The organism is Vibrio sp. Vb1026 (assembly GCF_033338745.1).
Lineage (GTDB): Bacteria > Pseudomonadota > Gammaproteobacteria > Enterobacterales > Vibrionaceae > Vibrio > Vibrio alginolyticus.
On record NZ_JAWOTH010000001.1, the window covers coordinates 787,024 to 809,186 of the forward strand.

19 protein-coding genes and 1 pseudogene are annotated in these 22,163 nt (G+C 45.3%); 12 read left to right on the forward strand and 8 right to left on the reverse strand.

The window, feature by feature from the left end; all coding sequences use genetic code 11:
* The first annotated feature begins 29 nt into the window (after nt 1-29).
* Nucleotides 30-590 carry a carbonate dehydratase gene (locus tag R7E47_RS03555; protein ID WP_318083745.1) on the forward strand — a complete coding sequence of 187 codons (561 nt, stop codon included), beginning with the start codon at nt 30-32 and terminating at the stop codon, nt 588-590.
* Nucleotides 580-1,593, forward strand: a complete 1,014-nt coding sequence (locus R7E47_RS03560; RefSeq protein ID WP_005375717.1) for a CobW family GTP-binding protein — start codon at nt 580-582, stop codon at nt 1,591-1,593. Before R7E47_RS03555 ends, R7E47_RS03560 begins: the two co-directional genes overlap by 11 nt.
* Nucleotides 1,594-1,800: 207 nt before the next feature.
* Here R7E47_RS03560 and R7E47_RS03565 read toward each other — a convergent pair whose 3' ends face one another.
* Entirely contained in the window at nt 1,801-2,673 is an 873-nt protein-coding gene (locus R7E47_RS03565) for an aspartoacylase (RefSeq protein ID WP_064354625.1), read from the reverse strand.
* A 147-nt stretch (nt 2,674-2,820) separates the two neighbouring features.
* Here R7E47_RS03565 and R7E47_RS03570 point away from each other — a divergent pair, with 147 nt between their 5' ends.
* A complete protein-coding gene (locus tag R7E47_RS03570; protein WP_318083746.1) occupies nt 2,821-4,080 on the forward strand; it encodes a peptidoglycan DD-metalloendopeptidase family protein in 1,260 nt (419 codons plus the stop codon).
* Nucleotides 4,081-4,603: 523 nt separating this feature from the next.
* Nucleotides 4,604-5,818, forward strand: a complete 1,215-nt coding sequence (locus tag R7E47_RS03580; protein WP_258670109.1) for a CobW family GTP-binding protein — start codon at nt 4,604-4,606, stop codon at nt 5,816-5,818.
* 157 nt (nt 5,819-5,975) lie between these two features.
* On the opposite strand, the gene zigA is transcribed toward R7E47_RS03580, so the two are convergent.
* Complete coding sequence (zigA, locus tag R7E47_RS03585; RefSeq protein ID WP_318083750.1) at nt 5,976-7,166, reverse strand: zinc metallochaperone GTPase ZigA; 1,191 nt, start codon at nt 7,164-7,166, stop codon at nt 5,976-5,978.
* A gap of 190 nt (nt 7,167-7,356) precedes the next feature.
* On the opposite strand from zigA, the gene R7E47_RS03590 reads away from it, so the two are divergent.
* Both R7E47_RS03590 and R7E47_RS03595 read left to right on the forward strand, forming a co-directional pair.
* Nucleotides 7,357-7,782 carry a TraR/DksA C4-type zinc finger protein gene (locus tag R7E47_RS03590; RefSeq protein ID WP_064354628.1) on the forward strand — a complete coding sequence of 142 codons (426 nt, stop codon included), beginning with the start codon at nt 7,357-7,359 and terminating at the stop codon, nt 7,780-7,782.
* Between the two features lie 279 nt (nt 7,783-8,061).
* Nucleotides 8,062-8,670 carry a MarC family protein gene (locus tag R7E47_RS03595; protein ID WP_017635732.1) on the forward strand — a complete coding sequence of 203 codons (609 nt, stop codon included), beginning with the start codon at nt 8,062-8,064 and terminating at the stop codon, nt 8,668-8,670.
* A 419-nt stretch (nt 8,671-9,089) separates the two neighbouring features.
* Here R7E47_RS03595 and R7E47_RS03600 read toward each other — a convergent pair whose 3' ends face one another.
* A complete protein-coding gene (locus tag R7E47_RS03600; RefSeq protein WP_005375731.1) occupies nt 9,090-9,530 on the reverse strand; it encodes a phosphate-starvation-inducible PsiE family protein in 441 nt (146 codons plus the stop codon).
* 868 nt (nt 9,531-10,398) lie between these two features.
* Here R7E47_RS03600 and R7E47_RS25485 point away from each other — a divergent pair.
* From R7E47_RS25485 to R7E47_RS03615, 3 genes and pseudogenes are all read left to right on the forward strand, one after another.
* Nucleotides 10,399-11,085, forward strand: a pseudogene (locus R7E47_RS25485) (PAS domain-containing protein); the annotation flags it as partial.
* A gap of 129 nt (nt 11,086-11,214) precedes the next feature.
* Nucleotides 11,215-11,619: a methyl-accepting chemotaxis protein gene (locus R7E47_RS25490; RefSeq protein WP_372082083.1), complete on the forward strand. Its 405-nt coding sequence runs from the start codon at nt 11,215-11,217 to the stop codon at nt 11,617-11,619.
* A gap of 391 nt (nt 11,620-12,010) precedes the next feature.
* Nucleotides 12,011-12,889 (forward strand): DMT family transporter, encoded by an 879-nt coding sequence (locus R7E47_RS03615; RefSeq protein WP_017634269.1) that lies wholly within the window; start codon nt 12,011-12,013, stop codon nt 12,887-12,889.
* Nucleotides 12,890-12,935: 46 nt separating this feature from the next.
* Here the strand turns inward: R7E47_RS03615 and R7E47_RS03620 are convergent, their stop codons facing one another.
* From R7E47_RS03620 to R7E47_RS03640, 5 genes are all read right to left on the reverse strand, one after another.
* On the reverse strand, nt 12,936-13,844 hold the full coding sequence (locus R7E47_RS03620; protein ID WP_318083755.1) for a hydroxymethylglutaryl-CoA lyase: 909 nt from the start codon (nt 13,842-13,844) through the stop codon (nt 12,936-12,938).
* Nucleotides 13,844-14,683, reverse strand: coding sequence for an enoyl-CoA hydratase-related protein (locus R7E47_RS03625; protein ID WP_085568957.1), 840 nt, complete (start codon nt 14,681-14,683; stop codon nt 13,844-13,846). Before R7E47_RS03625 ends, R7E47_RS03620 begins: the two co-directional genes overlap by 1 nt.
* A gap of 29 nt (nt 14,684-14,712) precedes the next feature.
* Entirely contained in the window at nt 14,713-16,317 is a 1,605-nt protein-coding gene (locus R7E47_RS03630; protein WP_064376502.1) for a carboxyl transferase domain-containing protein, read from the reverse strand.
* Nucleotides 16,318-16,342: 25 nt separating this feature from the next.
* Nucleotides 16,343-17,512 (reverse strand): isovaleryl-CoA dehydrogenase, encoded by a 1,170-nt coding sequence (locus tag R7E47_RS03635; RefSeq protein ID WP_318083758.1) that lies wholly within the window; start codon nt 17,510-17,512, stop codon nt 16,343-16,345.
* 66 nt (nt 17,513-17,578) lie between these two features.
* Entirely contained in the window at nt 17,579-17,953 is a 375-nt protein-coding gene (locus R7E47_RS03640) for a MerR family transcriptional regulator (RefSeq protein WP_017821195.1), read from the reverse strand.
* Nucleotides 17,954-18,228: 275 nt separating this feature from the next.
* Between R7E47_RS03640 and R7E47_RS03645 the strand changes: the two genes are divergently transcribed.
* From R7E47_RS03645 to R7E47_RS03655, 3 genes are read left to right on the forward strand one after another with little or no spacing between them, the layout of a single operon-like run.
* A complete protein-coding gene (locus tag R7E47_RS03645) occupies nt 18,229-19,440 on the forward strand; it encodes an acetyl-CoA C-acyltransferase (RefSeq protein WP_318083760.1) in 1,212 nt (403 codons plus the stop codon).
* 23 nt (nt 19,441-19,463) lie between these two features.
* Nucleotides 19,464-20,957, forward strand: a complete 1,494-nt coding sequence (locus tag R7E47_RS03650; protein ID WP_017634263.1) for a CoA-acylating methylmalonate-semialdehyde dehydrogenase — start codon at nt 19,464-19,466, stop codon at nt 20,955-20,957.
* A 19-nt stretch (nt 20,958-20,976) separates the two neighbouring features.
* Nucleotides 20,977-22,131, forward strand: coding sequence for an acyl-CoA dehydrogenase family protein (locus R7E47_RS03655; protein ID WP_318083761.1), 1,155 nt, complete (start codon nt 20,977-20,979; stop codon nt 22,129-22,131).
* The last annotated feature ends 32 nt before the right edge of the window (nt 22,132-22,163 follow it).

The following is a 22,163-nucleotide window of genomic DNA, read 5'->3' on the forward strand; positions in this document are numbered from 1 at the left end:
AAAAGAGCCATAAACAAACTGGAAGCATTATGTTAAGAAGAAGCCCAACGGGCCATATGCCACAGGTGTCCTCAACAGCCTTTATCGATCCAACCGCTATTATCTGTGGCAAAGTCATTATTGAGGATAACGTTTTTATTGGACCCTATGCTGTTATTCGAGCTGACGAAGTTAATAACCATGGAGACATGGAAGCTATCGTCATCAAACGTGACACCAATATCCAAGATGGTGTCGTAATTCACTCTAAGGCAGGGGCTGCGGTGACCATTGGTGAGCGCTCATCCATTGCTCATCGTTCGATTATTCATGGTCTTTGCCAGGTTTGTGATGATGTTTTCATTGGCTTCAACTCCGTCGTGTTCAATAGCGTCATCGGTGAGAGGTGTGTTATTCGTCATAACTGTGTCGTCGATGGCCTCGATTTACCCGCTTATTTCCATGTACCACCGATGACCAATATTGGTGTCGGTTTTGATTTAGAGAGTATCTCTAAAGTGCCGCCAGAATATTCAGCTTTTTCCGAATCCGTCGTTTCTGCCAACCATGAACTAGTCCAAGGCTACCGGAGAATTGCCAATGAACTTTAATAAGCCACTGATTTCGCGAGTGCCGACTAACATCATCACTGGCTTTCTCGGGGTGGGGAAAACATCGGCAATAATGCACTTATTGACCCATAAACCTAGCCATGAACGTTGGGCTGTATTGGTCAATGAATTTGGCGAAGTTGGTATTGATGGCAGCTTGTTACAAGGCCAAAAAAAACAACAAGACCAAGTGTTTATTCGAGAGGTCCCCGGGGGATGTATGTGCTGTGCAGCAGGTCTTCCGATGCAAATCGCTTTAAATCAATTATTGTCTGAAGCAAGGCCAGATCGATTGTTGATTGAGCCTACAGGTCTTGGTCATCCTAAAGAAGTACTGCAAGTGCTATCGACCGAGTATTATCGTCAAATTCTCGCTTTGCAAAAAAACATTACTTTAGTCGATGCACGTAAACTATCGGATCCTAAGTACACTGAGCATGAAACGTTTAACCAGCAAATCACTATCGCAGATACAGTGGTAGGTAATAAGCGCGATCTCTATCAAGATGAAGATGAGCAAAAGCTGACGGCTTATATAGCAAAGCTCGGTCTGCGGGAAACAAAAGTGATTTTCGCTGAACATGGCGCTATCCCTTTTCATGAATGTGGGGGAGCGACTCGTATTGACGTGCAAAAAACGCCCTCTGTTCTTTATCGTGAAAGAGAGAAAAAGTCACTTGTTCCTGAGTTGCCTATGCCTGAGAGCGGCATTCTAAAAGCAACCAATCAGGGGGAAGGTTTCTACAGTATCGGTTGGCGTATATCCGCTGAAAACGTGTTCGATCATCAAAAGCTGAGATTATTGCTGCTCGACCTCAAGGTCGAACGAATGAAAGCGGTTTTTATCACGGGAAGCGGTATTTTTGGTTACAATCTAACATCAGATGGACTCACAGAGTTTGAACTAGACGAGTGTTCAGAAAGCCGCCTAGAACTGATCTCTTCCGGTCTAGATGACCAATTTGAAGATAGATTATTTCGATGTTTGGAGAAGGCATCATGATAGAAAAGAGAAAACTCTCCTTTTAACCATAATGTCTTACCTCCTTAAAATTCTAGTGGGGTTTCTTTTAAAGCTGCGCTTAGGGCACTTATGCTGCCGTATTAGGGTGGGGTTAGTACCCGTATTTTCTGCCTATGCGGTTCAGGCACAGTTTTATTCATGGTGTGAGGTATCCACGTTACACGTGGCCTAATTACTTGCTTTAAGTTACCCGGAAGAAACACGTCTTTTTTTAGCGAGGGCCATTGCTATATTTGCGGTACTGTAGGCGCTCTCATTGATAAAGTGCGGGTAAATTTCCCCTTTGCCATTCCAATGGATATCATAACCAGCGAAAGTCGCTAATAAAGGTGCTCCTGGTTTGACCGCCTCAAAATCTCTGCCACAAATAGTAGGGTGTACTAGTGCTTGCCGCATACCCTCTTGATCAAGTGGAATCCTGATTTCTTCGGTGTAAAAAAATGCCTCATAATCGCTCAGTAAGCCTATTTGGTTGAGGTTGTGCTTTTCAACATAGTCCAATACTGCGGTAAGCATCTGTTTCATCAACTCCAACGTACTGTACTCTAGCGCACCATGTGCTTGCGCCCCGACCTCAATCATTATTCCATATTGCCCAGCAGTACAAAGGTAAGGTTGCTCTTGCCATTCTTTTCGCTCTTCGAAAAGGACATGTGCTGATGGCATTCGTTGTTTGACGTACGCGCCCAGTTTCCGATAAAACACATCGTTAGAAAGCAAAATCAACGTCGCTCCCATATTGCTTGTTGTATTGTGCAGGTCAACAATCAACAGTTTTTCTTGGTTTGCATATTTCTCGATAAATTGATGTGCAATCTTGCTTTCATGCAAATCAGGACAATGATTGCTATTCATTGCTGAGAACTCGCGATTTAAGTCTGTATCGATGTATCGGACGTTGTGTTTTACTGCTTCGGAGTTTGCGATGATCGAGCAGGCTGAAAAGGTTGATCTATTGACAGAGTAACGTTTTTCTTTGATTAGTTTATGTAAATAAATACCAGAAAGTTCGTTTCCGTGTGTTCCTGCAACGATAAGTGCTGAATTGAATGTGTTCATTATTGAGCCTTCTCAAAGAGAATGGGGTGAATGACTGGTCTTCTCTTAGCCAATCCAGTGAACTGAATAAACGTTTACTAAACTGAGTAAAAATAATCCTAGATATGTTATAACATAACAATCATTGTTATTGATACTTAGTTTCTCATGAGTCAGTTTAAATTTATTGCTTTAATCGTTGCTGTGTTTTGTTTTTCGGTCGCTTTGCTTCTACCTACAGAGGATGAGCCAAATCAAGATAGTCACAGCGTTCAACTGAATCAAAGCAGTGATTCGTCACCACCTCCATCATCAAAGATAGTGGTTCCCTCAGATGTCAGTTTGACTCCGTTGCCTAAACCTAAACAAATACACTATATAGTTAAAGTGGGAGATACGCTCAGTGGTATCTTCGCTCAATTGGGTCTCCCTTACGGTATTTTGCAGCAAATTCTCTCAGTTGATCTTGATCACCTCCAGCTAGATATGATTCAGCCCGGAGAAGAGCTTGAATTAGTGATGGATGACATGGGGCAATTGAGTCGACTAATTTATCATATGAGCCTTGTAGAGAAGGCTATCTACACTAGAGAAAACGATGGCTCCTTCTCTTACGAATTTCAGGAAATTTCAGGGGAATGGCGTGAAACCTTATTTTCGGGAGAAATCAAAGGGAGTTTTTCAGTCTCGGCACATCGAGTAGGATTGGCATCAGGCCACGTCGCAAATATTACGCAGGTGATGAAAGATAAGATTGATTTTGCGCGATCTCTTAGAGCCGGTGACCGTTTCGATATATTAGTGAAACAGCAATATTTAGGTGAACACAAAACTGGCAATAGTGAGATTAAGGCTATTTCTTTTAACTTAGCGAGGGGCGAAGTCGCTGCATTTCTAGCCGAGGATGGACGGTTCTATGATAGAGCTGGTAACAGTTTGGAGCGAGCGTTTAACCGTTATCCTGTCGATAGGGCATACCGCCGAATCACCTCTGGGTTTAACCCTAAGCGTAAACACCCAGTGACGGGAAGAGTCACCCCGCATAACGGAACGGATTTCGCGACACCAATCGGTGCGCCAGTTTATTCTACTGGGGATGGAAAAGTAATTGCGGTCCGCAAGCACCCTTATGCCGGTAATTATTTAGTGATTGAACATAACAGTGTGTACAAAACTCGTTACCTACACTTGAATAAAATCTTGGTTAAAAAAGGTCAAGTTATAAAGCGTGGGCAAAAAATAGCCCTCTCTGGGAATGCTGGTCGTTCAACCGGACCACATTTACATTTTGAAGTTTTAGTTCGTAATCGTCCGGTTGATGCAATGAAAGCCGACTTACCTATCGCGAAGTCGCTTCCTAACATCCAGAAACCTTCGTTTTTGGCGCGAGTATCAGAGTTTGATTATCTAGTAGAAACGAAAAACTGAGTCCCGACAATTTGTTAGGGCTCAGTTATGCTATTTTGTGTTGTGAGGTTGGAGCAATAGGTGAGTGTCAATATGTGTTCCTAGAAGAATAATGACTGCGATTTTTTCTTTTACGTGCGCCCACATCCGCAACATCGGACACTTTGCAACAACCTCCGCCTTTGATCGGCCTACGTGAAAACATCACACCAATCGCGAGCATCGCAATACAACTTAGGAAAATAAGGACGGTAAGAACTAAAGTCATAACACCACCTCCTATAAATCGCTGTATTGTCATCTTTCTCCAATTTTATAAACAAAGCAATGGTCGTTTTGTAACCACTTATTATTTTTATCAATAGTCAGACCTTTGCTGGTGATGAAACGTGATGAGAAACGAAGGAGAGTTCTGAGAAATCAGCCCCTGTGATCTTTACCGATTCTTAAGTTTTGCGTCTAAGACAGCAATTGGATTCCTTCTATAACTCACTAAGCTGTTATGTTATAACATGCGTTCATCCAGAGTTTGTAGGTCAAAAGTATGCCATCAATTCCAGTCACCATTTTGCATGGGTTTCTCGGGTCCGGGAAAACCACGTTTTTACGCAACATTCTTCAACAAGCCGATTCTTCTGGTATTGATCTGTCCGTTATTGTTAATGACATGAGTGAGTTAGACGTCGATGGCGTGCTTATCTTAAATACCGATGCGGTGAGTGAAGAGCAGGGCAACTTTGTTACGATCAGTGGAGACAGCATCAGCAGCCTGAGTGGTGTAAAGCAGCTCGATAAAGCCCTTAAAAAGCTCTGCGCAGAAAAATCGCCAGAATGGGTTGTGATTGAAACGTCGGGCAGCAGTCATCCTTTACCTTTGGTCGAGTACTTCAAAAGTAACGCACAATTCGCACTCAAAGACGTAATTACGTTGGTGGATGCGACTTGGTTGCGAGATGACTATCGACAAGGTTCTGCCTTAATTCCGAAGTGGCAAGAGAACGTAAAGCAGGGTGTTCGCGGCGTTGAAAACTTGTTGGTAGAGCAAATTATGTTCTCAAACCGTGTCATGCTCACCAAGACGGACAAAGTGGATGACAATACCGTTCGCAACATCGCGCAGGGGATTCATCCGCTTAATGTTTACACCGAGATAATCAAAACGTCATGGGGAAACTTGGATATCCGCATGTTGAAAGGTGAGCAAGACTACAATTTCTTCCTTGTTGAGCAGTTAATCGCAGAACTTCGTGAGACGGTGAATGAGCCGTTGAATCTCTCTGATAAAGACGAACAAAGCCTTGTCGCCAAAGTGATCAAAGATGATCGACCTTTTCATCCTGCGCGTTTGTGGAGTACCTGCCACCAGTATTTAACTAAAGGTGTGTTCCGCAGTAAGGGGTTCTTTTGGTTTCCAACTCGAGACGATGTTTCACTGCTTTGGAGCCAAGCAAGCGGCAATGTGGGGCTTGAAATTACAGGCTTTTGGCGCGCTTCGGTAATCAATGACGAATCGCAAAACTTCACTGAGGAACATCGTCAAATCCTGCAAGATAAGATAGACAGTGTTGAAAGCCGCTTTGGTGATCGTCGTTGTCGCTTAACGGTGATTGGGCAAGAAAACGAAGTCGATGTGTTTATTGATGCGCTGGAAAACTGCTTTTTAACGGATGCGGAATTGGAGCAATGGCAACAGGGGGCAACATTTGAAGATCCTTGGCCAAAGAAAATAGCTAAGTTGAGCCAGAAGAAGACAGTTTGAATGTACTGGTGAGGATTCCCTTGGTGCATGTTTGAATCTCGGCTTGTACCAAGAACGAACTTACTGAATTGGCTCGGTATACCAAAATTGGCTCTGTGTAACGAAAAAGCCTCCCGAATGGTGGGAGGCTTTTTTGAATCTCAGTCGTTTACTGTTCCTATTCAGGGAAAGGGTCTTCCAGAGATAACCAATAGTCGAGCCCTTGCTCCATCTCATCTTCTGTTAACAAGCATTCGTTAAGACGAGTAATCAATTTCTCTTGCTCTAATCCCTGACCAATAAACACCAATTCTTGTCGCATATCGCCGTATGGTTCTTGCCAAATGTCGTTTATAGCATCTAGGTAATCTTGATCCGTCGGCCATTCCTCCTTCGGAATCGCTTTCCAAAACATACCCGCAACACCATAACGTGCGATGCCTCCCGCTTGGCTCCATTGACCGACAAACTCTGGTCTGGTTGCTAGCCAAAAGTAACCCTTGGAACGAATCAGTTTGCCGTAATCTTTCGCATTGTGGAGGAAGTCGTAAAACTTCTCTGGATGGAAAGGGCGTCTCGCATGATAGGCAAAGCTGGAAATGCCGTATTCTTCGGTTTCCGGTATGTGCTCGCCTCGCATTTCCTTCAACCAACCTGGGGCTTGTTGTGCCTTTTCAAAACTGAAGCTTTGTGTGTCGAGTACCGCATCAAGTTCTACTTCACCATTCGAGATAGGAAGAATAGTGGCCGATGTATTAAGAGTTTTAAGAATCGCAAGAAGCCTTTCGATTTCTGATTTCTCAGCAAGGTCGGTTTTACTTATCAAGATAACGTCAGCGAACTCTACTTGATCAACGAGTAAGTCAGCAACGCTGCGTTCATCGTCTTCACCTAATGATTCGGCAGTCTCTGTTAAGAACTTAGCTTCATCGTAATCACGCAGAAAGTTAATCGCATCAACCACCGTAACCATGGTGTCTAAACGTGCAACGTCTGAAAGTGATAGCCCGTTTTCATCAGCAAACGTAAAAGTCTCTGCAACGGGAAGTGGCTCGGCGATGCCAGTGGACTCGATAACTAAGTAATCGAATCTGCCTTCTTGCGCGAGTTTAGTGACTTCTTCAAGCAGATCTTCACGCAGGGTACAACAGATGCAACCGTTACTCATTTCAACCAACTTTTCTTCACTGTGGTTGAGAGAAACTTCATTCTGAACGGTCGCTGCATCGATGTTGACTTCGCTCATGTCGTTGACGATGACCGCGACTTTTCTGCCTTGTCTATTGTTAAGAATATGACTTAAAACGGTTGTTTTTCCTGCGCCTAGAAAGCCGGACAAAACCGTAACAGGGAGTTTCTGGGTGTTCATGCTCATGCTCTTTATAGTGTAATGTTATAATATAACAATTAATATAGTCGGTGATCTTAACTCTGGCATCAAGCAGTTTGTGAGTGTGTCGAGCACTGCACCTTATTGGCGGCTTTATTTGTCGTTTAGTTGCACAGGTTCAGATGTCCGGAATTTAGAGATCGAACTCTTATCTCGGTGTGGAGGTTCTATGAACGAAGAGAAAAAGCATGTCATGACAGAAGAAGAAATTCTTGCAGCGCCCGAGGCGGATTATATGAATGAAGCTCAGCTCGCGTTTTTTGAAAACCGATTATTTGAGCTTTATGAATTGACGTTAGCGCATATTGAACGCGCGAAAGAAGAGATGATTGCGCCAATGGAATTCAGTGACGAAAGCGATAGGGCGTCCAGTGAGGAGCAATCTGCAATCGCATTAAGAATCATAGATAGAGAGCAAAAGCTGTTACCTAAGATTCAACGATCGTTGGCTCGCTTGCGCGCAGGGGAGTATGGCTATTGTTTAGAGTCCGGAGAACCTATCGGCATTCCAAGGTTATTGGCACGACCTACTGCTGAATATAGTGCAGAAGTAAAAGCTCAAATGGAGTCAAAAGAGCACTGGTATAAACACTAAAGCCTCACTATCTTATGACGTCGATATTCTTCTCGTTCACTTGTTTTTTTGATGTTCTCTGAGAAGTCTAAAGCGATGGCGACTACCGTTAGGTATGGTAGTCATTACCTTTGAGATATTAATAGTTATCGATAGGATAGAAGTAAGTTCTGTATTGTAAATAACGCACCATTTTTGTTTTTCTGAATGAGCTCTCGCTATGTTAGCGTCAAACATTTTCTCTGCTACTTCAAGCTGATCTTCTATCCTTAAAGCTAAATTGGTACTGGAGAAAGTAGCATGATTGACTTTGTGGCAACTTTTATCTTTTTCTTTGCTGTCATCGATCCCATAGGTACTGTGCCCGTTTTTATCGCAGCCACAAAAAGCTATGAAGAAGTGGCAAAGCGTAAGGTCGCTCTGTTTGCGACTCTATTCTCCGCTGCTATCCTACTGTTTTTTGTTGTTGCTGGTGAAATCATACTTACAGCAATGCGTATTCCCTTGTCTGCGTTTCAAATCTCGGGCGGTATCGTATTGTTCTTGTTTGCTTTGACTATGATATTTGGTGAGAGTAAACCAGCAGAAGAAATCAGAACGCTCAATAGTCATCATGATACAGCAGTTTTTCCTCTAGCCATTCCATCAATTGCTAGCCCTGGCGCAATATTAGCCGCCGTTTTACTCACAGAGAACGTGCGGTTTAATATTTGGGAGCAAGTCCAGACAGTGGCTATGATGCTGCTGGTACTATTGGTTGTTTATATCTTGCTATTAATGGCCAGCGGCATACACAGGATTATTGGGAATACAGGAGCTAGTGCTGTAAGTCGGATCATGGGGTTGATATTAGCCGCTGTGGCCACGACCAACACTCTGAATGGGATTGAAAGTTACTTTGACCTTTAAGGCTTTTTCGCAAACTGAGCTGAAGGTATGCGTTAAGAGCTAATTTTACGGCGAGATGACCGACCACCTGACAATCACTTTTCTGGCGGTTACTTTTAGCCGGATGTAATCCTTCAGGCTATTCGTGACGACCTTGTTTAAGAGGATCACGGAAAAGTTGAAATTAAAATACATAGATGTTGAGGGTATAAATCAGATGGGGAACTGGAGCAACACTTGCCCCATTGAGCTGTGCCAATACTCAAAGATTAGCTGCTAGAAAATAATATCGATAATTTCTCCGCCTAGGCACTACTCTATAATCTTGTAGTCTCGCAGTATATAGAGCCTAGCATGGAGGAATTTATTAGCTTCCAACGTGCCAAGACAAGACTTTTTCATGCCTTGAGAGTATCTGAAAATTCGGGAGGCTGAGAAGTTTATTCAGTATGGCTCTTATTGGGCAGTTTATGGATCAGCCAGTAACCAAGACTCATACTAAGAACTACAGCCGCAATTCCAATCAGGTACATTGGAGACAAGGTTTCAAAGTCTATAATAATGACCTTTCGGGAGATTGCCATCAGCGCGGTGGCCATGACGATTTTTACATGAATAACATTTTCTCTCAGGTAAATAGTTATATTGATGAAAATTTCAATAGCAATTAAAACGGCCATAAAAGCACCAAAAGTGGCTAGCATATCTGAAATCGTCAGAATGAGTTTAGGTGGCGTGATAAGTTTTTGATATATCGTCCATGCAACATCTATCACACCCATGACGATTACAAACAACATAACTATCGACAATACTCTTACAGACCAATGAATCACTATCTGTAATTTTTTTGTTAACTTATCATTTTTATCGACTTCCATGGCCCTGTTTCCTTCGCTTGTTTATGTTCACTTAACCTTCATATGTTGAAGGTAGACAATTGAATACATGTCGTTTAAAGCATAGTTGCTGTGGTGAGAGATAGAAGCGTCCGAGGGAAGGAAGTTATGAAACTTAGGAGTGGGCACAATGTTGGACACATAATGTAATCTCTGGTGTCATGCGTTATTACCTCATTACCTCATTACCTCATTACCTCATTGCCTCATTTCTGATCGTGACGAGTCGACTGGTGAGGTGGTGATTCATCACCTTCACGGCAAACTGAATGAGCGGATACCACAACGTATTGATACTGGGCAAATCGATGCGCTTGTTGCTGGTTCCTCCGTGCGTTGTTAATAGAAATACAAGCGAATAAGGAGTGGGTAATCGCTCAAAAGTCGGGTGGAAAAGCGGTAAAACGGCGAAAATTATTGGAACTAAGTCAAGGCCCTTTTTTTAAATGAAAAGGCTTATTGATCTGAACACACCACTTCTCCATATAAGTATATCCACAAATACAAACCTCAAATTGGCGATAAAGAGCTTTAATATTGATAAATATATAAACAACTTGGGTGCTGAAGAAATTTCAGTATACTGCGCTTAGGTTACACTGGAGAAAAAATCGCCGTATTCCCTGCGGGGTCCTTTGATAAGAAATAGAAATCGCGTTTGAATATGCAACCAAACGATTTTGCCGCTTGCAGTTTATTCGGTATACAAATAATAAACCTTTGACTAATCCGAAGGTCGGTCAAATGAGAGAAAGTCATGTTTTTTAATAAGTCGCTTCAACAAGAAAATCAACGATTAAAGCAGGAGTTGCAAATCCTGCAGCAAATCCAAACCAGTTTAGATGAAGAGATGATCCGCTTAACATTGGATAGTAAAGGCATCATTACTTCTGCAAATACTAAGCTACAGCAAGAACTTTTCTTAAATGATGATGAGATCTTAACGAAATCAATTACTGAATTGGTACCGTCAAATTCGCGTAATACAGATCACTTTCATCGAATGAAGAAAGCCGTCCAAGATAAAGTGTTCTGGAATGGGGCATTGCAAGTACAGAAAGGTAATGGTGAGGAAGCCTGGTTAAGAACGATTATCCAGCCTGTTTTAAATGAGCACAGAGAAGTAGAAAGCTTTTTTGTTTTTGCTTCTGAACTTACGCGAACGATCAAATCATCTCGTGAGCAAGAGGACATGCTAAATGCATTAAGTCGTTCTATGGCGGTGATTGAGTTCACATTAGATGGCCATGTTTTAAAAGCCAACGATAATTTCCTAAACACAATGGGTTATACGCTTGATCAGATTCTAGGGAAGCATCATCGCATGTTTTGTGATCAGGAAGAGTCGAGCTCTCAAGCTTACCGTGAGTTTTGGCAACGTTTAGCAAAAGGGCAATTTTCATCAGAGCGATTCAAACGAGTTAACCGTTATGGTGAAGAGGTGTGGTTAGAGGCTTCATATAACCCAATCCATAACGACAGAGGAGAGCTCTATAAGGTCGTTAAGTTCGCGACAGATATTACCCAGCAGGTGATGCAGGAACAGAAAATGGCCCAGGCTGCGCAATTGGCGAATGAAATCTCGCAAGAAACTGGAACACAAACCCTGCAAGGGCAAGAGGTTATAGGCTCAACGTTAGAAAAGATGCAGATACTTTCCGAGCAAATGCAGCAAGCGAACACCGCGATTGACGAGCTTAAAGCGCACTCATCGCGTATTAGCGAGTTGGTAAATAGCATCAGTGGTATCGCTGACCAAACTAACTTATTGGCGTTAAATGCGGCGATAGAAGCGGCTCGTGCGGGTGAGCATGGTAGAGGTTTTGCCGTTGTTGCTGATGAAGTCAGACAGCTTGCTACAAGAACCAATGCAACCACCGATGAAATTGTCACAATGGTCAGTGAAAACCTACAGCGAACAGATAACGCAGTTAAGCTGATCGCTAAATGCCAAAAAGAAGCACTAGATACGCTAGAGCTCTCTGAAAAAGCAGGCAATGTGATGAATGAAATACAAGATGGCGCTAGCCGTGTTGTAGAGGCCGTGGAGCAATTTAACCGCTCGTTGTAGTTAATCAATAAGTTTTCATTGTCGGGGCGATGGGTAAAAAGCAATTCGCCTTATTCAACCTGTATTGAGGATCGCTGAAGTCGCAATACTACTCCTGCCGCAGTCAAGTTAAGCGTTTTGAAGGAGGGGTAGTTCGACACCCGGTACAGGTTTTAGCCAGTTTGCTTGCTGTATAGAATGCCAAAGTAATTTAGTATGCGAAAAGGCTTGCCTTAAGACTTTGCCTGCATTTAATGTATCTAGCAGCAAAACTTCAGTCTGCGTGACAACAATACAGGAGAGGATCGGGCTTTCACTTTTTCGCTCGACACAAACCCCTTTCAAATTTACACAATAGCGCAGTAAAACTCTCTTGCTGCGCTATTGTGTGTTCCATATTTTGTGAGTACTTATGTTTAACTCAGAACGCAAAGCGACGGTTATTCTGGTTGCGACGACGATGATCGCGGCACTTGGCTGGATATTCTCTAAGGAAACAATACAGGGTTTACCACCTTTTGGCTTTATTGGGGCGCGATTTACTATCGCTTCGCTCTGCTTACTGCCTCTATGTTACCGACCTTTGCTGAAAGCAAACTTAAAAGATGTGCTTTCTGCTGGTGGTGTCGGGCTCCTGTTAGGCAGTGCCGTTATGACATGGATTTACGCTATTTCTATCAGTGATACTCTCGGGGAAGGCGCATTTATCATGAGCCTTTCCATGCTGTTTGTGCCGATTGTTGCATGGGTTATGTTTCGTCAACGACCACAACGAATTTTCTGGCTTTCTTTGCCTATCGCTGTATTAGGTCTTGCTTGTCTTTCTTTAGTTGGTGGCTGGAAACAATCGGCCAGTCAATTGTGGTTTCTTGGTGCAGCACTGGTTTTGGCGCTTCATTTTAATGTGAACAGCAAATACTCTCAAAAACTACCTGTGCTGCTGCTTACTTGCGTGCAACTTTTTTCAGCAGGTTGTTTAGGTTTGTTGGTTTCATTTTTTATGGAATCTTTCCCGGTAGAGGTGGACTCCTCTATTTGGTGGTGGTTTGCGTTGAGTACCTTATTAGCGACGAGCTTGCGTTACGTAATGCAAACCATGGGGCAAAAATTTGTTCAGGCAGGTAACGCTGCTCTAATTATGATATTAGAACCAGTTTGGACGGTTATTCTGAGCGTGCTGTGGTATGGCGAAGTACTAACGGCAAATAAACTAGTAGGTTGTGTGCTTATCTTATTTTCTCTAATTATTTATCGTACTGGCGGGCGGTTTCGCTTCCCTACCCGAAAGTAGAGCAAATTAACTTGGGTTGGGAGAATTTGAGGTGCCGGATGGCCTTCTACGAAAGTGATAATACGCGGTTACGCAATGCTAATGACACTTTTGATGTAGGCTGCCGACCCAGCTCTTCGCTGATCATCCAGGCAGCTTTAGCCAGTAGCTCTAAGTCGATCCCCGTTTCTATTCCTAACCCTTGGCACAAATACAGTACATCCTCCGTTGCGACATTTCCTGATGCGCCTTGAGCGTATGGGCATCCACCCAGCCCAGCTACACTACTGTCGATGGTATTGATGCCCATACTCAGTGCCTGATAAATGTTGGTGAGAGCTTGTCCCCATGTGTCGTGGAAATGGACAGCAAGCTGGCGAAGAGGTGCAACCAACATGACGGCTTCCAGCATAGCAGCGATACGGTTTGGCGTGCCTGTACCGATTGTGTCGCCTAGAGACACCTCATAACACCCTAAATCGATGAGTGATTTGACCACGCTCGCCACTTGTTTAGGGGCTGTCGGGCCATCGTAAGGGCAGTCGGCAACGCAGGATAGATAGCCACGAACAGGGATGCCGTGTTTGGTGGCTAATCGCATTACAGGTTCGAAGCGAGTTAGGCTTTCTGCAATCGAGCAATTGATATTGTGTTGGCAGAATCCTTCTGAGGATGAAGTGAAAATCGCGACCTGATTGACACCAGCCTCTAACGCTTGTTCTAAGCCTTTTAGGTTTGGTGTCAGGGCAGAGTAGGTAACATGATTTCGCCGTGTTATTGCTTTCATGACCTCTATTGAGTCCGCCATTTGTGGCACCCACTTGGGTGAGACAAAAGAGCCCGCCTCAATATGCGTTAGCCCAGTATCAGAGAGTAAGTTGATCAGCCGGATTTTAGTCTGGGTCGCAACAGGAGATTCATTTTGCAATCCATCTCGTGGACCTACTTCGACAATCTTTACTTTTGAAGGCAGCATTACTTGTCCTGTGATTTGGTTACCCAACTTGGGCTTCGTTTTTCAAGAAACGCTTGCAAGCCATCTTGGCCTTGTGGCGATACCCTAATGTCCGCAATGAGCTTGCTAGTATAGTGAATCAGTTGTTGTTCGATGGGGTTTTGATGACATTGGTGACAGAGCGTTTTCGCTTTACGCATCGCATCTGGGCTATTAAGTAGTAACGTCTTGATCACGCTATCGACCGCATTTTCAAGTTGTTTGGCTTCTTTCACTTCGTGCACAATACCAAACCGTTCGGCATCCTCGGCTGAAATGACTTCACCACTTAAAATATAACGTCTAGCTTGTCGATTCCCCATCGCGCGCATGACGTAGGGTGCAATGGTTGCCGGAACTAAACCAAGCTTAACTTCACTTAAGCAAAAGTTGGCACATTGGCTCGCGATGGCGATATCACTGCAACAAATCAATCCCAGCGCGCCACCGTAAGCGGAGCCTTGTACAACCGCGATGGTGGGTTGAGGGAACGAATCTAGTGTTTCCATGAGTCTTGCCAAGTTTTGGGCATCAACGAAATTATCTTGCCTCGTGCTGTCGGCCATCGACTGCATCCAATTCAGGTCGGCCCCGGATGAAAAGTGCTTGCCGTTACTTTTTAATACCAAGCATCGCACATCCGTTCGTAAAGCGAGATAATCTAGGCGGTGGATCAGCAAGTCGATCGTACAAGCGTCAAAAGCATTGTGCTTGGCTGTTCTGTTTAGAGTGATGGTCGCTACGCCATTGTCATCGACATGCCAAAGAACATCATCTTGCCTTTGGGCGTTGGGAATAATGCTTGGTTGCATTTCCTGCATATTTACTTCCTTAATTCATCTTTGGATATTTACATTCTGAAGACGCCAAACTCGCTATCAGGAATGGGGGCGTTTAATGCTGCCATTAACGCTTGACTCAACACCTGACGCGTTTTTTTAGGGTCAATAATTCCGTCATCCCATAGCCGAGCACTCGCAAAATAGGGATGTCCTTGTGTTTCATACAAGTCTATGATCGATTCTCTAAAAATGTGCTCTTCTTGCTCTGACCACGCTTCCCCCTGACGTTCCTTCGCGTCTTTTCGAACTTGTGTTAAAACGCCTGCTGCTTGTTCTCCGCCCATCACAGAAATACGCGCGTTCGGCCACATCCACATCATGGTTGGATCATACGCTCGGCCGCACATGCCGTAATTACCAGCGCCGTACGATCCACCGATGATCACGGTAAACTTCGGCACGTCAGCACAAGCGACGGCCATCACTAGCTTGGCGCCATGTTTTGCGATGCCTTCTTCTTCAACCTTTTTTCCGACCATAAAGCCGGTAATGTTTTGGAGAAAAAGAAGCGGTGTTTTCCGTTTGGCGCACAGCTCAATAAAGTGCGCGCCTTTTTGTGCCGATTCAGAAAACAAGATACCGTTGTTTGCCACAATACCAATCAAGTGTCCTTGAATACGAGCGAAACCACACACTAGCGTTCTGCCGTACAAGGCTTTGAATTCGTCGAAATCAGAATCATCGACGATGCGGGCAATAATTTCTCGAACGTCGAATGACAGTCTTAAGTTTGCATTCACGATTCCGTAGATTTCTTCTGCGTCGTAGCGGGGAGGAAGTACGGTGTTTTCTGGCTTAACAGGTCTTGTTCTATTGGCATTGGCAATGGCTTCTCTCGCAAGCATTAGGGCATGTTCATCATTTTCAGCGTAATAATCTGCGACACCAGATTTTCGACAATGCACGTCTGCACCGCCGAGCTCTTCACCCGTCACGACTTCGCCAGTGGCCGCTTTCACCAAAGGTGGTCCCGCCAAAAAAATGGTGCCTTGCTCTTTAACCATAATGGAGACATCCGCCATGGCAGGAACGTACGCGCCCCCAGCAGTGCAAAGCCCCATCACAACAGCAACTTGGGGGATGCCTTTCGCCGACATTCTCGCTTGGTTAAAGAAAATGCGACCAAAGTGTTCTTTATCGGGGAAGACGTCGGACTGATGAGGGAGATTTGCGCCACCGGAGTCCACCAAGTACACGCAGGGGAGTTGGCAACGTTGGGCTATCTCTTGCGCTCTAAGGTGTTTTTTTACCGTGAGTGGGTAGTAGGTTCCGCCTTTTACCGAAGCATCGTTGGCGATGACCATGCATTGAATTCCCTCTATGATACCAATGCCGGCGATAACGCCAGCACAGGGGATCGCTTCGTCATACACTTGCCAGGCGGCAAACTGGCTGATTTCAAGAAAGTCAGTGTTGTCATCAAGCAAGCGCGCGATGCGTTCTCGTGCGGGGAGTTTTCCTTTTTGCCTCTGGTGCTGAATGGCTTTTTCACCGCCGCCCTGTTTGATGGTCTCGATGTGTTGATTAAGTTGAGTGACCAACGTTTCCATCGCAGCTTTATTGGAAAGAAATAACTCGTCAGTTGGCTTAGTTTTACTTTTGATAATGGCCATAATGACTTCCTTGTCGTATGTTCCGTTAGCGAGATTCTTCGAACAGCTCTCGGCCTATTAACATGCGGCGAATCTCAGAGGTACCCGCGCCGATTTCATAAAGCTTTGCATCACGTAGCAAACGACCAGCAGGGTATTCATTGATGTAGCCATTCCCACCGAGCAGTTGTATTGCATCGAGTGCCATTTGTGTGGCGAGTTCTGCACTGTACAAAATCGCGCCAGCGGCGTCTTTGCGTGTTGCGTTACCTCGATCACAAGCCGCTGCGACGGTATATACATAAGCTTTTGCTGCACTCATTCGAGAGTACATATCGGCGATCTTGCCCTGAACTAACTGAAACTCGCCAATGGGTTTTCCAAACTGCTCTCGTTCATGTACGTACGGGACCACGATGTCCATGCAAGCTTGCATTATCCCGAGTGGTCCGGCAGCGAGGACGACGCGCTCGTAATCCAGCCCACTCATTAACACCTCGACGCCTTGATTCAACTCGCCAAGAATATTCTCTTTTGGCACTACGCAATGGTTAAATACAAGTTCGCAAGTATTCGAGCCTCTCATGCCTAGCTTGTCCAGCTTTTGAGCATGAGTGAAACCTGCGAAGTTACGTTCAATAATGAATGCGGTAATGCCACGTGAACCTGCGCTGACATCCGTTTTAGCGTAAAGCACCACTACGTCAGCATCGGGCCCGTTTGTTATCCACATTTTGTTGCCATTCAGTACAAAATGGTCGCCCTTGTTCTCCGCTTTCAGTTGCATGCTTATCACGTCTGAACCGGCATTGGGCTCACTCATCGCTAGGGCGCCAACGTGCGTACCATCAATGAGTTTTGGAAGGTATTTTTCGCGTTGAGAAGGCGTGCCGTTACGAAAGATTTGGTTGACGCACAGGTTAGAATGAGCGCCGTAGCTTAAAGCGACAGACGCAGAGGCACGGCTGATTTCTTCTATGGCAACAACATGAGCGAGGTATCCCATGCCTGCACCACCAAGCTCTTCATCGACGGTCACACCAAGCAACCCCATTTCTCCCAACAAAGGCCATAAATGATTCGGGAACTGGTTATCGCGGTCTATCTCAGCGGCGATGGGCGCAATATGTTCCGTAGCAAAGGCATTAACGTGTTCTCGGAGCATATCGATGGTATCACCAAGTCCGAAATTGAGTGGGGTATAGGTGCTTTTCATAACGTCTCCCGGTATCAGAGGTAAGGTGGAAAAGCCGGTAGCGGTGTTGCTAATTGAGTATAGCGTTTATGTCTGCTTGCTTTTGAGTGTTTGAATACAACGCTCCTTAGCGGCATTCAACTCAGCCATAACGACGCTGATGTCGTTGAGTTGTTGTTGTAGGACGGCTTGTTTCTCTTCAATGATATTGAGCATTTTCAATAACTGTCCTTCGGTTTGTTGCATGTCGTAGAGCTCGAAAAGTTCACGAATTTCTGCCAGCGAAAAACCGAGCCGTTTCCCTCTTAAAATCAGTTTGAGGCGAATTCTATCCCTGCGTTGATAAACGCGCATATTGCCTTTTCGCTCTGGTTCAATCAGACCCACGTCTTCATAAAACCGGATACTGCGAGTAGTAATATCAAACTCCTTGGCGAGGTCACTGATCTTGTATTTTTCCATAACATACTTACCTCGAATAAAAATCCAGTTTCTGGAAATCGAACCTTAAATGGGAAGGCCGAACATCAACTTTGAAATATAAACGTCTGCTTGGTGTGTTTTTTCATCTCATTGTAAAGGCTAGTGCTATGCTTACGTAAACGTCAAGAAATCGCGGAATGAAAGTTTGTTAGTGAAAAAGGCGATAAAGGCTGGTGTGGCGCTTGGTGAGTAATTCTATGTAGGGTGTCATCAGTCTGCCAAGTGTTCACATATACCTTAAGGGAATGCGAATCATGGGAAAAGACATCTGGATTGTCAGCGCGAAAAGAACGCCAATTGGGCGCTTTCAAGGCAAGTTGCAAACTTACTCTGCTCCTCAATTAGGCGCACTGGCGATCAAGGCGGCAATGCACGAAGTGAATGTGACTTCGGTGGATGAAGTGTTCATGGGATGTGTGCTTCCAGCAGGGTGTGGACAAGCTCCTGCGAGGCAAGCATCTATGGGGGCAGATCTTCCTTTGGGTGTAGGGTGCACCACCATTAACAAAGTGTGTGGCTCTGGCATGAAGAGCGTCATGTTAGCGCACGATCTCATTAAAGCTGGAACGATTCGCTCTGCCATTACTGGTGGTATGGAAAGTATGACCAATGCGCCGTATTTGCTGAGGGAGGCGAGAAAGGGAATGCGTATGGGGCACCAGTCTGCGTATGACCACATGTTTCTCGATGGGCTACAAGATGCTTACGAAGGGCACTTAATGGGTGTTTATGCTCAGCAAGTCGCTGACAGGCTTAAGTTCACCAGAGAGCAAATGGATGAATGGGCCGTGATGTCGGCAAAACGTGCGTTGGAAGCTCAAGAGCGAGGCTTGTTTGCCGATGAACTTTCGCCGGTTTCACTCAATACCAAGTCAGAACAAGCGGTGCTGAACTACGATGAGCACCCTCGCTCGATTGACCTTGGTAAAATTCCTCAACTCAAACCTGCATTCGATGAAAAAGGTACGGTGACCGCTGCTAATTCGAGTGCCATTTCAGATGGCGCAGCGGCTCTTGTGCTTATGGATGAAGACACTGCGCGTCATCAGGGGCTTAAACCACTTGCGATCATCAAGGCGCACTCTACACATGCCAGAAAACCTGCAGAATTTACTTTGGCACCCGTCTACGCAATTGAGCAACTGCTGTTCCAGCTAGATTGGTCAATTTATGAAGTGGACCTGTGGGAAATCAATGAAGCCTTTGCCGTCGTGACACAAATAGCGGTGGCGGAACTTGGACTAGATACGAGCAAAGTAAATATTAAAGGTGGAGCCTGTGCGCTTGGGCATCCGATAGGGGCTAGTGGCGCACGAATTCTGGTGACATTGATTCACAGTTTGCGTCAGCTACAAGCGTTAGGCACCAATGGTGATCTCGAAGCCAAAAAAGTGATGCGGGGTGTTGCGTCACTTTGTATCGGTGGTGGAGAAGCCACGGCGATAGGCATTGAAATACAGCTTTAATTGAAATCAGAAAGGAGTAAATGATGACTCGTTTGGTTCCCTTGTTTATTGGTGGCGAGTTTCGTGAATCTCAAACATCGGATTGGGTTGAGGTAACCAATCCCGCCACTAATGATGTCATTGCGTACGTTCCATGTTCCACAGAGCACGAGATGGAAGCCGCCATTGATAATGCGAAAGAGACATTCCAATCTTGGAAGGAAGTGGCAGTATCCGAGCGTGCCAGAGTCATGCTTCGCTATCAGCACTTGCTCAAAGAACATCATGATGAGCTTGCCACACTGCTTTCTCATGAGACGGGTAAGATTTTAGCGGATGCCAAAGGCGATGTGTGGCGTGGTATCGAGGTGGTTGAGCAGGCGGCAAACATTGCTAGCAACATGATGGGAGAAACCGTCGAAAACGTTGCCACGGATATTGATAGTTACTCAATGATTCAGCCCTTAGGTGTGTGTTGTGGGATCACGCCGTTTAACTTTCCTGCCATGATTCCGTTGTGGATGTTCCCAATCGCCATCGCTGCGGGCAATACGTTTGTGCTCAAACCCTCCGAACAAGTGCCATTGACCTCTATTCGTTTAGCCGAACTATTTGAGCAAGCCGGCGCGCCAAAAGGGGTGTTGCAGATCGTTCATGGCCGCAAAGAGCAAGTCGACTTTCTGCTGGCTCATCCTGATATTCGAGCGGTGTCATTTGTTGGCTCGGTTCCTGTTGCCCGTTATATCTACACTACGGGTACGAAACACTTTAAACGCGTTCAAGCTTTTGCTGGTGCTAAAAATCACATGGTGATCATGCCTGATGCGAACAAGGAACAAGTGGTGAATAACTTAGTGGGGTCCTCCGTTGGGGCGGCGGGGCAGCGTTGTATGGCAATTTCTGTTGCGGTATTTGTCGGCGATTCAAAACAATGGATTACAGACCTTAAACAGGCAATGGCGAAAGTACACCCAGGGCCTTGGGACGATGAGCAAGCTGCTTATGGCCCACTGATCAGTGAGCAAGCCAAACAACGCGTATTGGACCTAATCGAAGATGGCAAACAACAAGGCGCAGTGTGTGAACTGGATGGCAGTCAGTGTGAAGTGGAAGGCTTTCCCGATGGAAACTGGATTGGCCCAACCTTGTTTAGCGGTGTAACAGCGAATATGTCGATTTACACGCAAGAGATATTTGGCCCTGTTTTAGTTTGTATGGAAGTCGAAACGTTGCAAGAGGCCATTGAGTTGGTGAATCGCAACCCATACGGGAACGGCACTTCCATTTTTACGGCTAATGGCGCTGCTGCGAGAAAATATCAGCATGACATTCAAGTCGGTCAGGTTGGGATCAATGTGCCTATTCCAGTCCCTTTACCATTTTTCTCCTTTACTGGTTGGAGAGGCAGTTTCTATGGTGATTTACATGCGTATGGTAAACAAGCGGTACGTTTTTATACCGAGACTAAAACGGTGACGGCACGTTGGTTTGATGACGATATTCCAACGGGGCCTAATTTGACCATCCAACTGCGCTGAGTGAATAGAAGGAGCTTTTATGGACTTTGAACTTAATGAAGATCAACGTGCATTTGCCGATACCGCTCAGCAATTTGCCGATGAGTGTTTAGCACCGATGGCGGCGGAGTGGGATGAAAAGCAGATCTTCCCCAAAGACGTATTGAGAGAGGCGGGGGAACTGGGGTTTCTCAGTCTCTACACTCCAGAAGCGCAAGGTGGCCTAGGGCTGAGTCGCTTGGATGCTTCAATTATCTTTGAACAACTGGCCATGGGATGTACGTCCACTACGGCGTTTATGACGATTCACAACATGGTCAGTTGGATGATAGCCAGTTTTGCTACCGATGAAGCCAAAACGCAGTTCTGTCCGAAATTAGTTACGGGGGAGTGGTTAGGCTCCTATTGCTTAACCGAGCCTAATGCGGGGTCGGATGCCGCTTCGTTGGCCACAACCGCGAGCAAAAAAGGTGATACTTACGTGCTGAATGGTGGCAAAATCTTTATCTCTGGCGCAGGAGAGACAGATGTTTTGGTCGTGATGGCGCGAACCGGAGATGAGGGTGCCAAAGGCGTGTCCGCATTTGTTGTTCCTGCTCACGCTGATGGTATCGGCTATGGGCGCAAAGAACCCAAAATGGGTTGGAACAGCCAACCAACACGAGCGGTTACTTTTGAAAATGTCGTTATTCCAGCTAGCCATTTACTGGGCGAAGAAGGGCAAGGTTTTGTCTTTGCGATGAAAGGGCTTGATGGAGGGCGTATAAATATTGCGACCTGTTCCGTCGGTACGGCTCAACAGGCCCTTAATCAGGCGGCACGGTACATTCAAGAGCGTAAGCAGTTCGGCAAGCCGCTTGCGCAGTTTCAAGCCTTACAATTCAAATTGGCAGACATGGCGACAGAGCTAGTGGCTGCGCGGCAGTTGGTGCGCTATGCCGCCAGTAAACTCGACCGAAATGACCCTGATGCTACGGCTTATTGCGCGATGGCAAAACGGTTCGCAACCGATGTAGGTTTTCAGGTTTGCGACCACGCGCTGCAGCTTTATGGTGGCTATGGTTACATCAAAGAGTATCCAATGGAGCGTCATTTCAGAGATGTGCGTGTGCATCAAATTCTGGAGGGAACGAACGAAATTATGCGTTTGATCATCGCACGTCGTTTGCTCTCTGAGGAGTCGGCTTTGCTTTAGCGAAGTATTGGATTTGCTCATTGAGAAAGGAT

Bases quoted from the DNA above. Each gene is read 5' to 3' on its own strand.
- R7E47_RS03555 (WP_318083745.1), top strand. From the start codon at position 30: ATGTTAAGAAGAAGCCCAACGGGCCATATGCCACAGGTGTCCTCAACA.
- R7E47_RS03560 (WP_005375717.1), top strand. From the start codon at position 580: ATGAACTTTAATAAGCCACTGATTTCGCGAGTGCCGACTAACATCATC.
- R7E47_RS03565 (WP_064354625.1), bottom strand. From the start codon at position 2,673: ATGAACACATTCAATTCAGCACTTATCGTTGCAGGAACACACGGAAAC.
- R7E47_RS03570 (WP_318083746.1), top strand. From the start codon at position 2,821: ATGAGTCAGTTTAAATTTATTGCTTTAATCGTTGCTGTGTTTTGTTTT.
- R7E47_RS03580 (WP_258670109.1), top strand. From the start codon at position 4,604: ATGCCATCAATTCCAGTCACCATTTTGCATGGGTTTCTCGGGTCCGGG.
- zigA (WP_318083750.1), bottom strand. From the start codon at position 7,166: ATGAACACCCAGAAACTCCCTGTTACGGTTTTGTCCGGCTTTCTAGGC.
- R7E47_RS03590 (WP_064354628.1), top strand. From the start codon at position 7,357: ATGAACGAAGAGAAAAAGCATGTCATGACAGAAGAAGAAATTCTTGCA.
- R7E47_RS03595 (WP_017635732.1), top strand. From the start codon at position 8,062: ATGATTGACTTTGTGGCAACTTTTATCTTTTTCTTTGCTGTCATCGAT.
- R7E47_RS03600 (WP_005375731.1), bottom strand. From the start codon at position 9,530: ATGGAAGTCGATAAAAATGATAAGTTAACAAAAAAATTACAGATAGTG.
- R7E47_RS25490 (WP_372082083.1), top strand. From the start codon at position 11,215: ATGCAGCAAGCGAACACCGCGATTGACGAGCTTAAAGCGCACTCATCG.
- R7E47_RS03615 (WP_017634269.1), top strand. From the start codon at position 12,011: ATGTTTAACTCAGAACGCAAAGCGACGGTTATTCTGGTTGCGACGACG.
- R7E47_RS03620 (WP_318083755.1), bottom strand. From the start codon at position 13,844: ATGCTGCCTTCAAAAGTAAAGATTGTCGAAGTAGGTCCACGAGATGGA.
- R7E47_RS03625 (WP_085568957.1), bottom strand. From the start codon at position 14,683: ATGCAGGAAATGCAACCAAGCATTATTCCCAACGCCCAAAGGCAAGAT.
- R7E47_RS03630 (WP_064376502.1), bottom strand. From the start codon at position 16,317: ATGGCCATTATCAAAAGTAAAACTAAGCCAACTGACGAGTTATTTCTT.
- R7E47_RS03635 (WP_318083758.1), bottom strand. From the start codon at position 17,512: ATGAAAAGCACCTATACCCCACTCAATTTCGGACTTGGTGATACCATC.
- R7E47_RS03640 (WP_017821195.1), bottom strand. From the start codon at position 17,953: ATGGAAAAATACAAGATCAGTGACCTCGCCAAGGAGTTTGATATTACT.
- R7E47_RS03645 (WP_318083760.1), top strand. From the start codon at position 18,229: ATGGGAAAAGACATCTGGATTGTCAGCGCGAAAAGAACGCCAATTGGG.
- R7E47_RS03650 (WP_017634263.1), top strand. From the start codon at position 19,464: ATGACTCGTTTGGTTCCCTTGTTTATTGGTGGCGAGTTTCGTGAATCT.
- R7E47_RS03655 (WP_318083761.1), top strand. From the start codon at position 20,977: ATGGACTTTGAACTTAATGAAGATCAACGTGCATTTGCCGATACCGCT.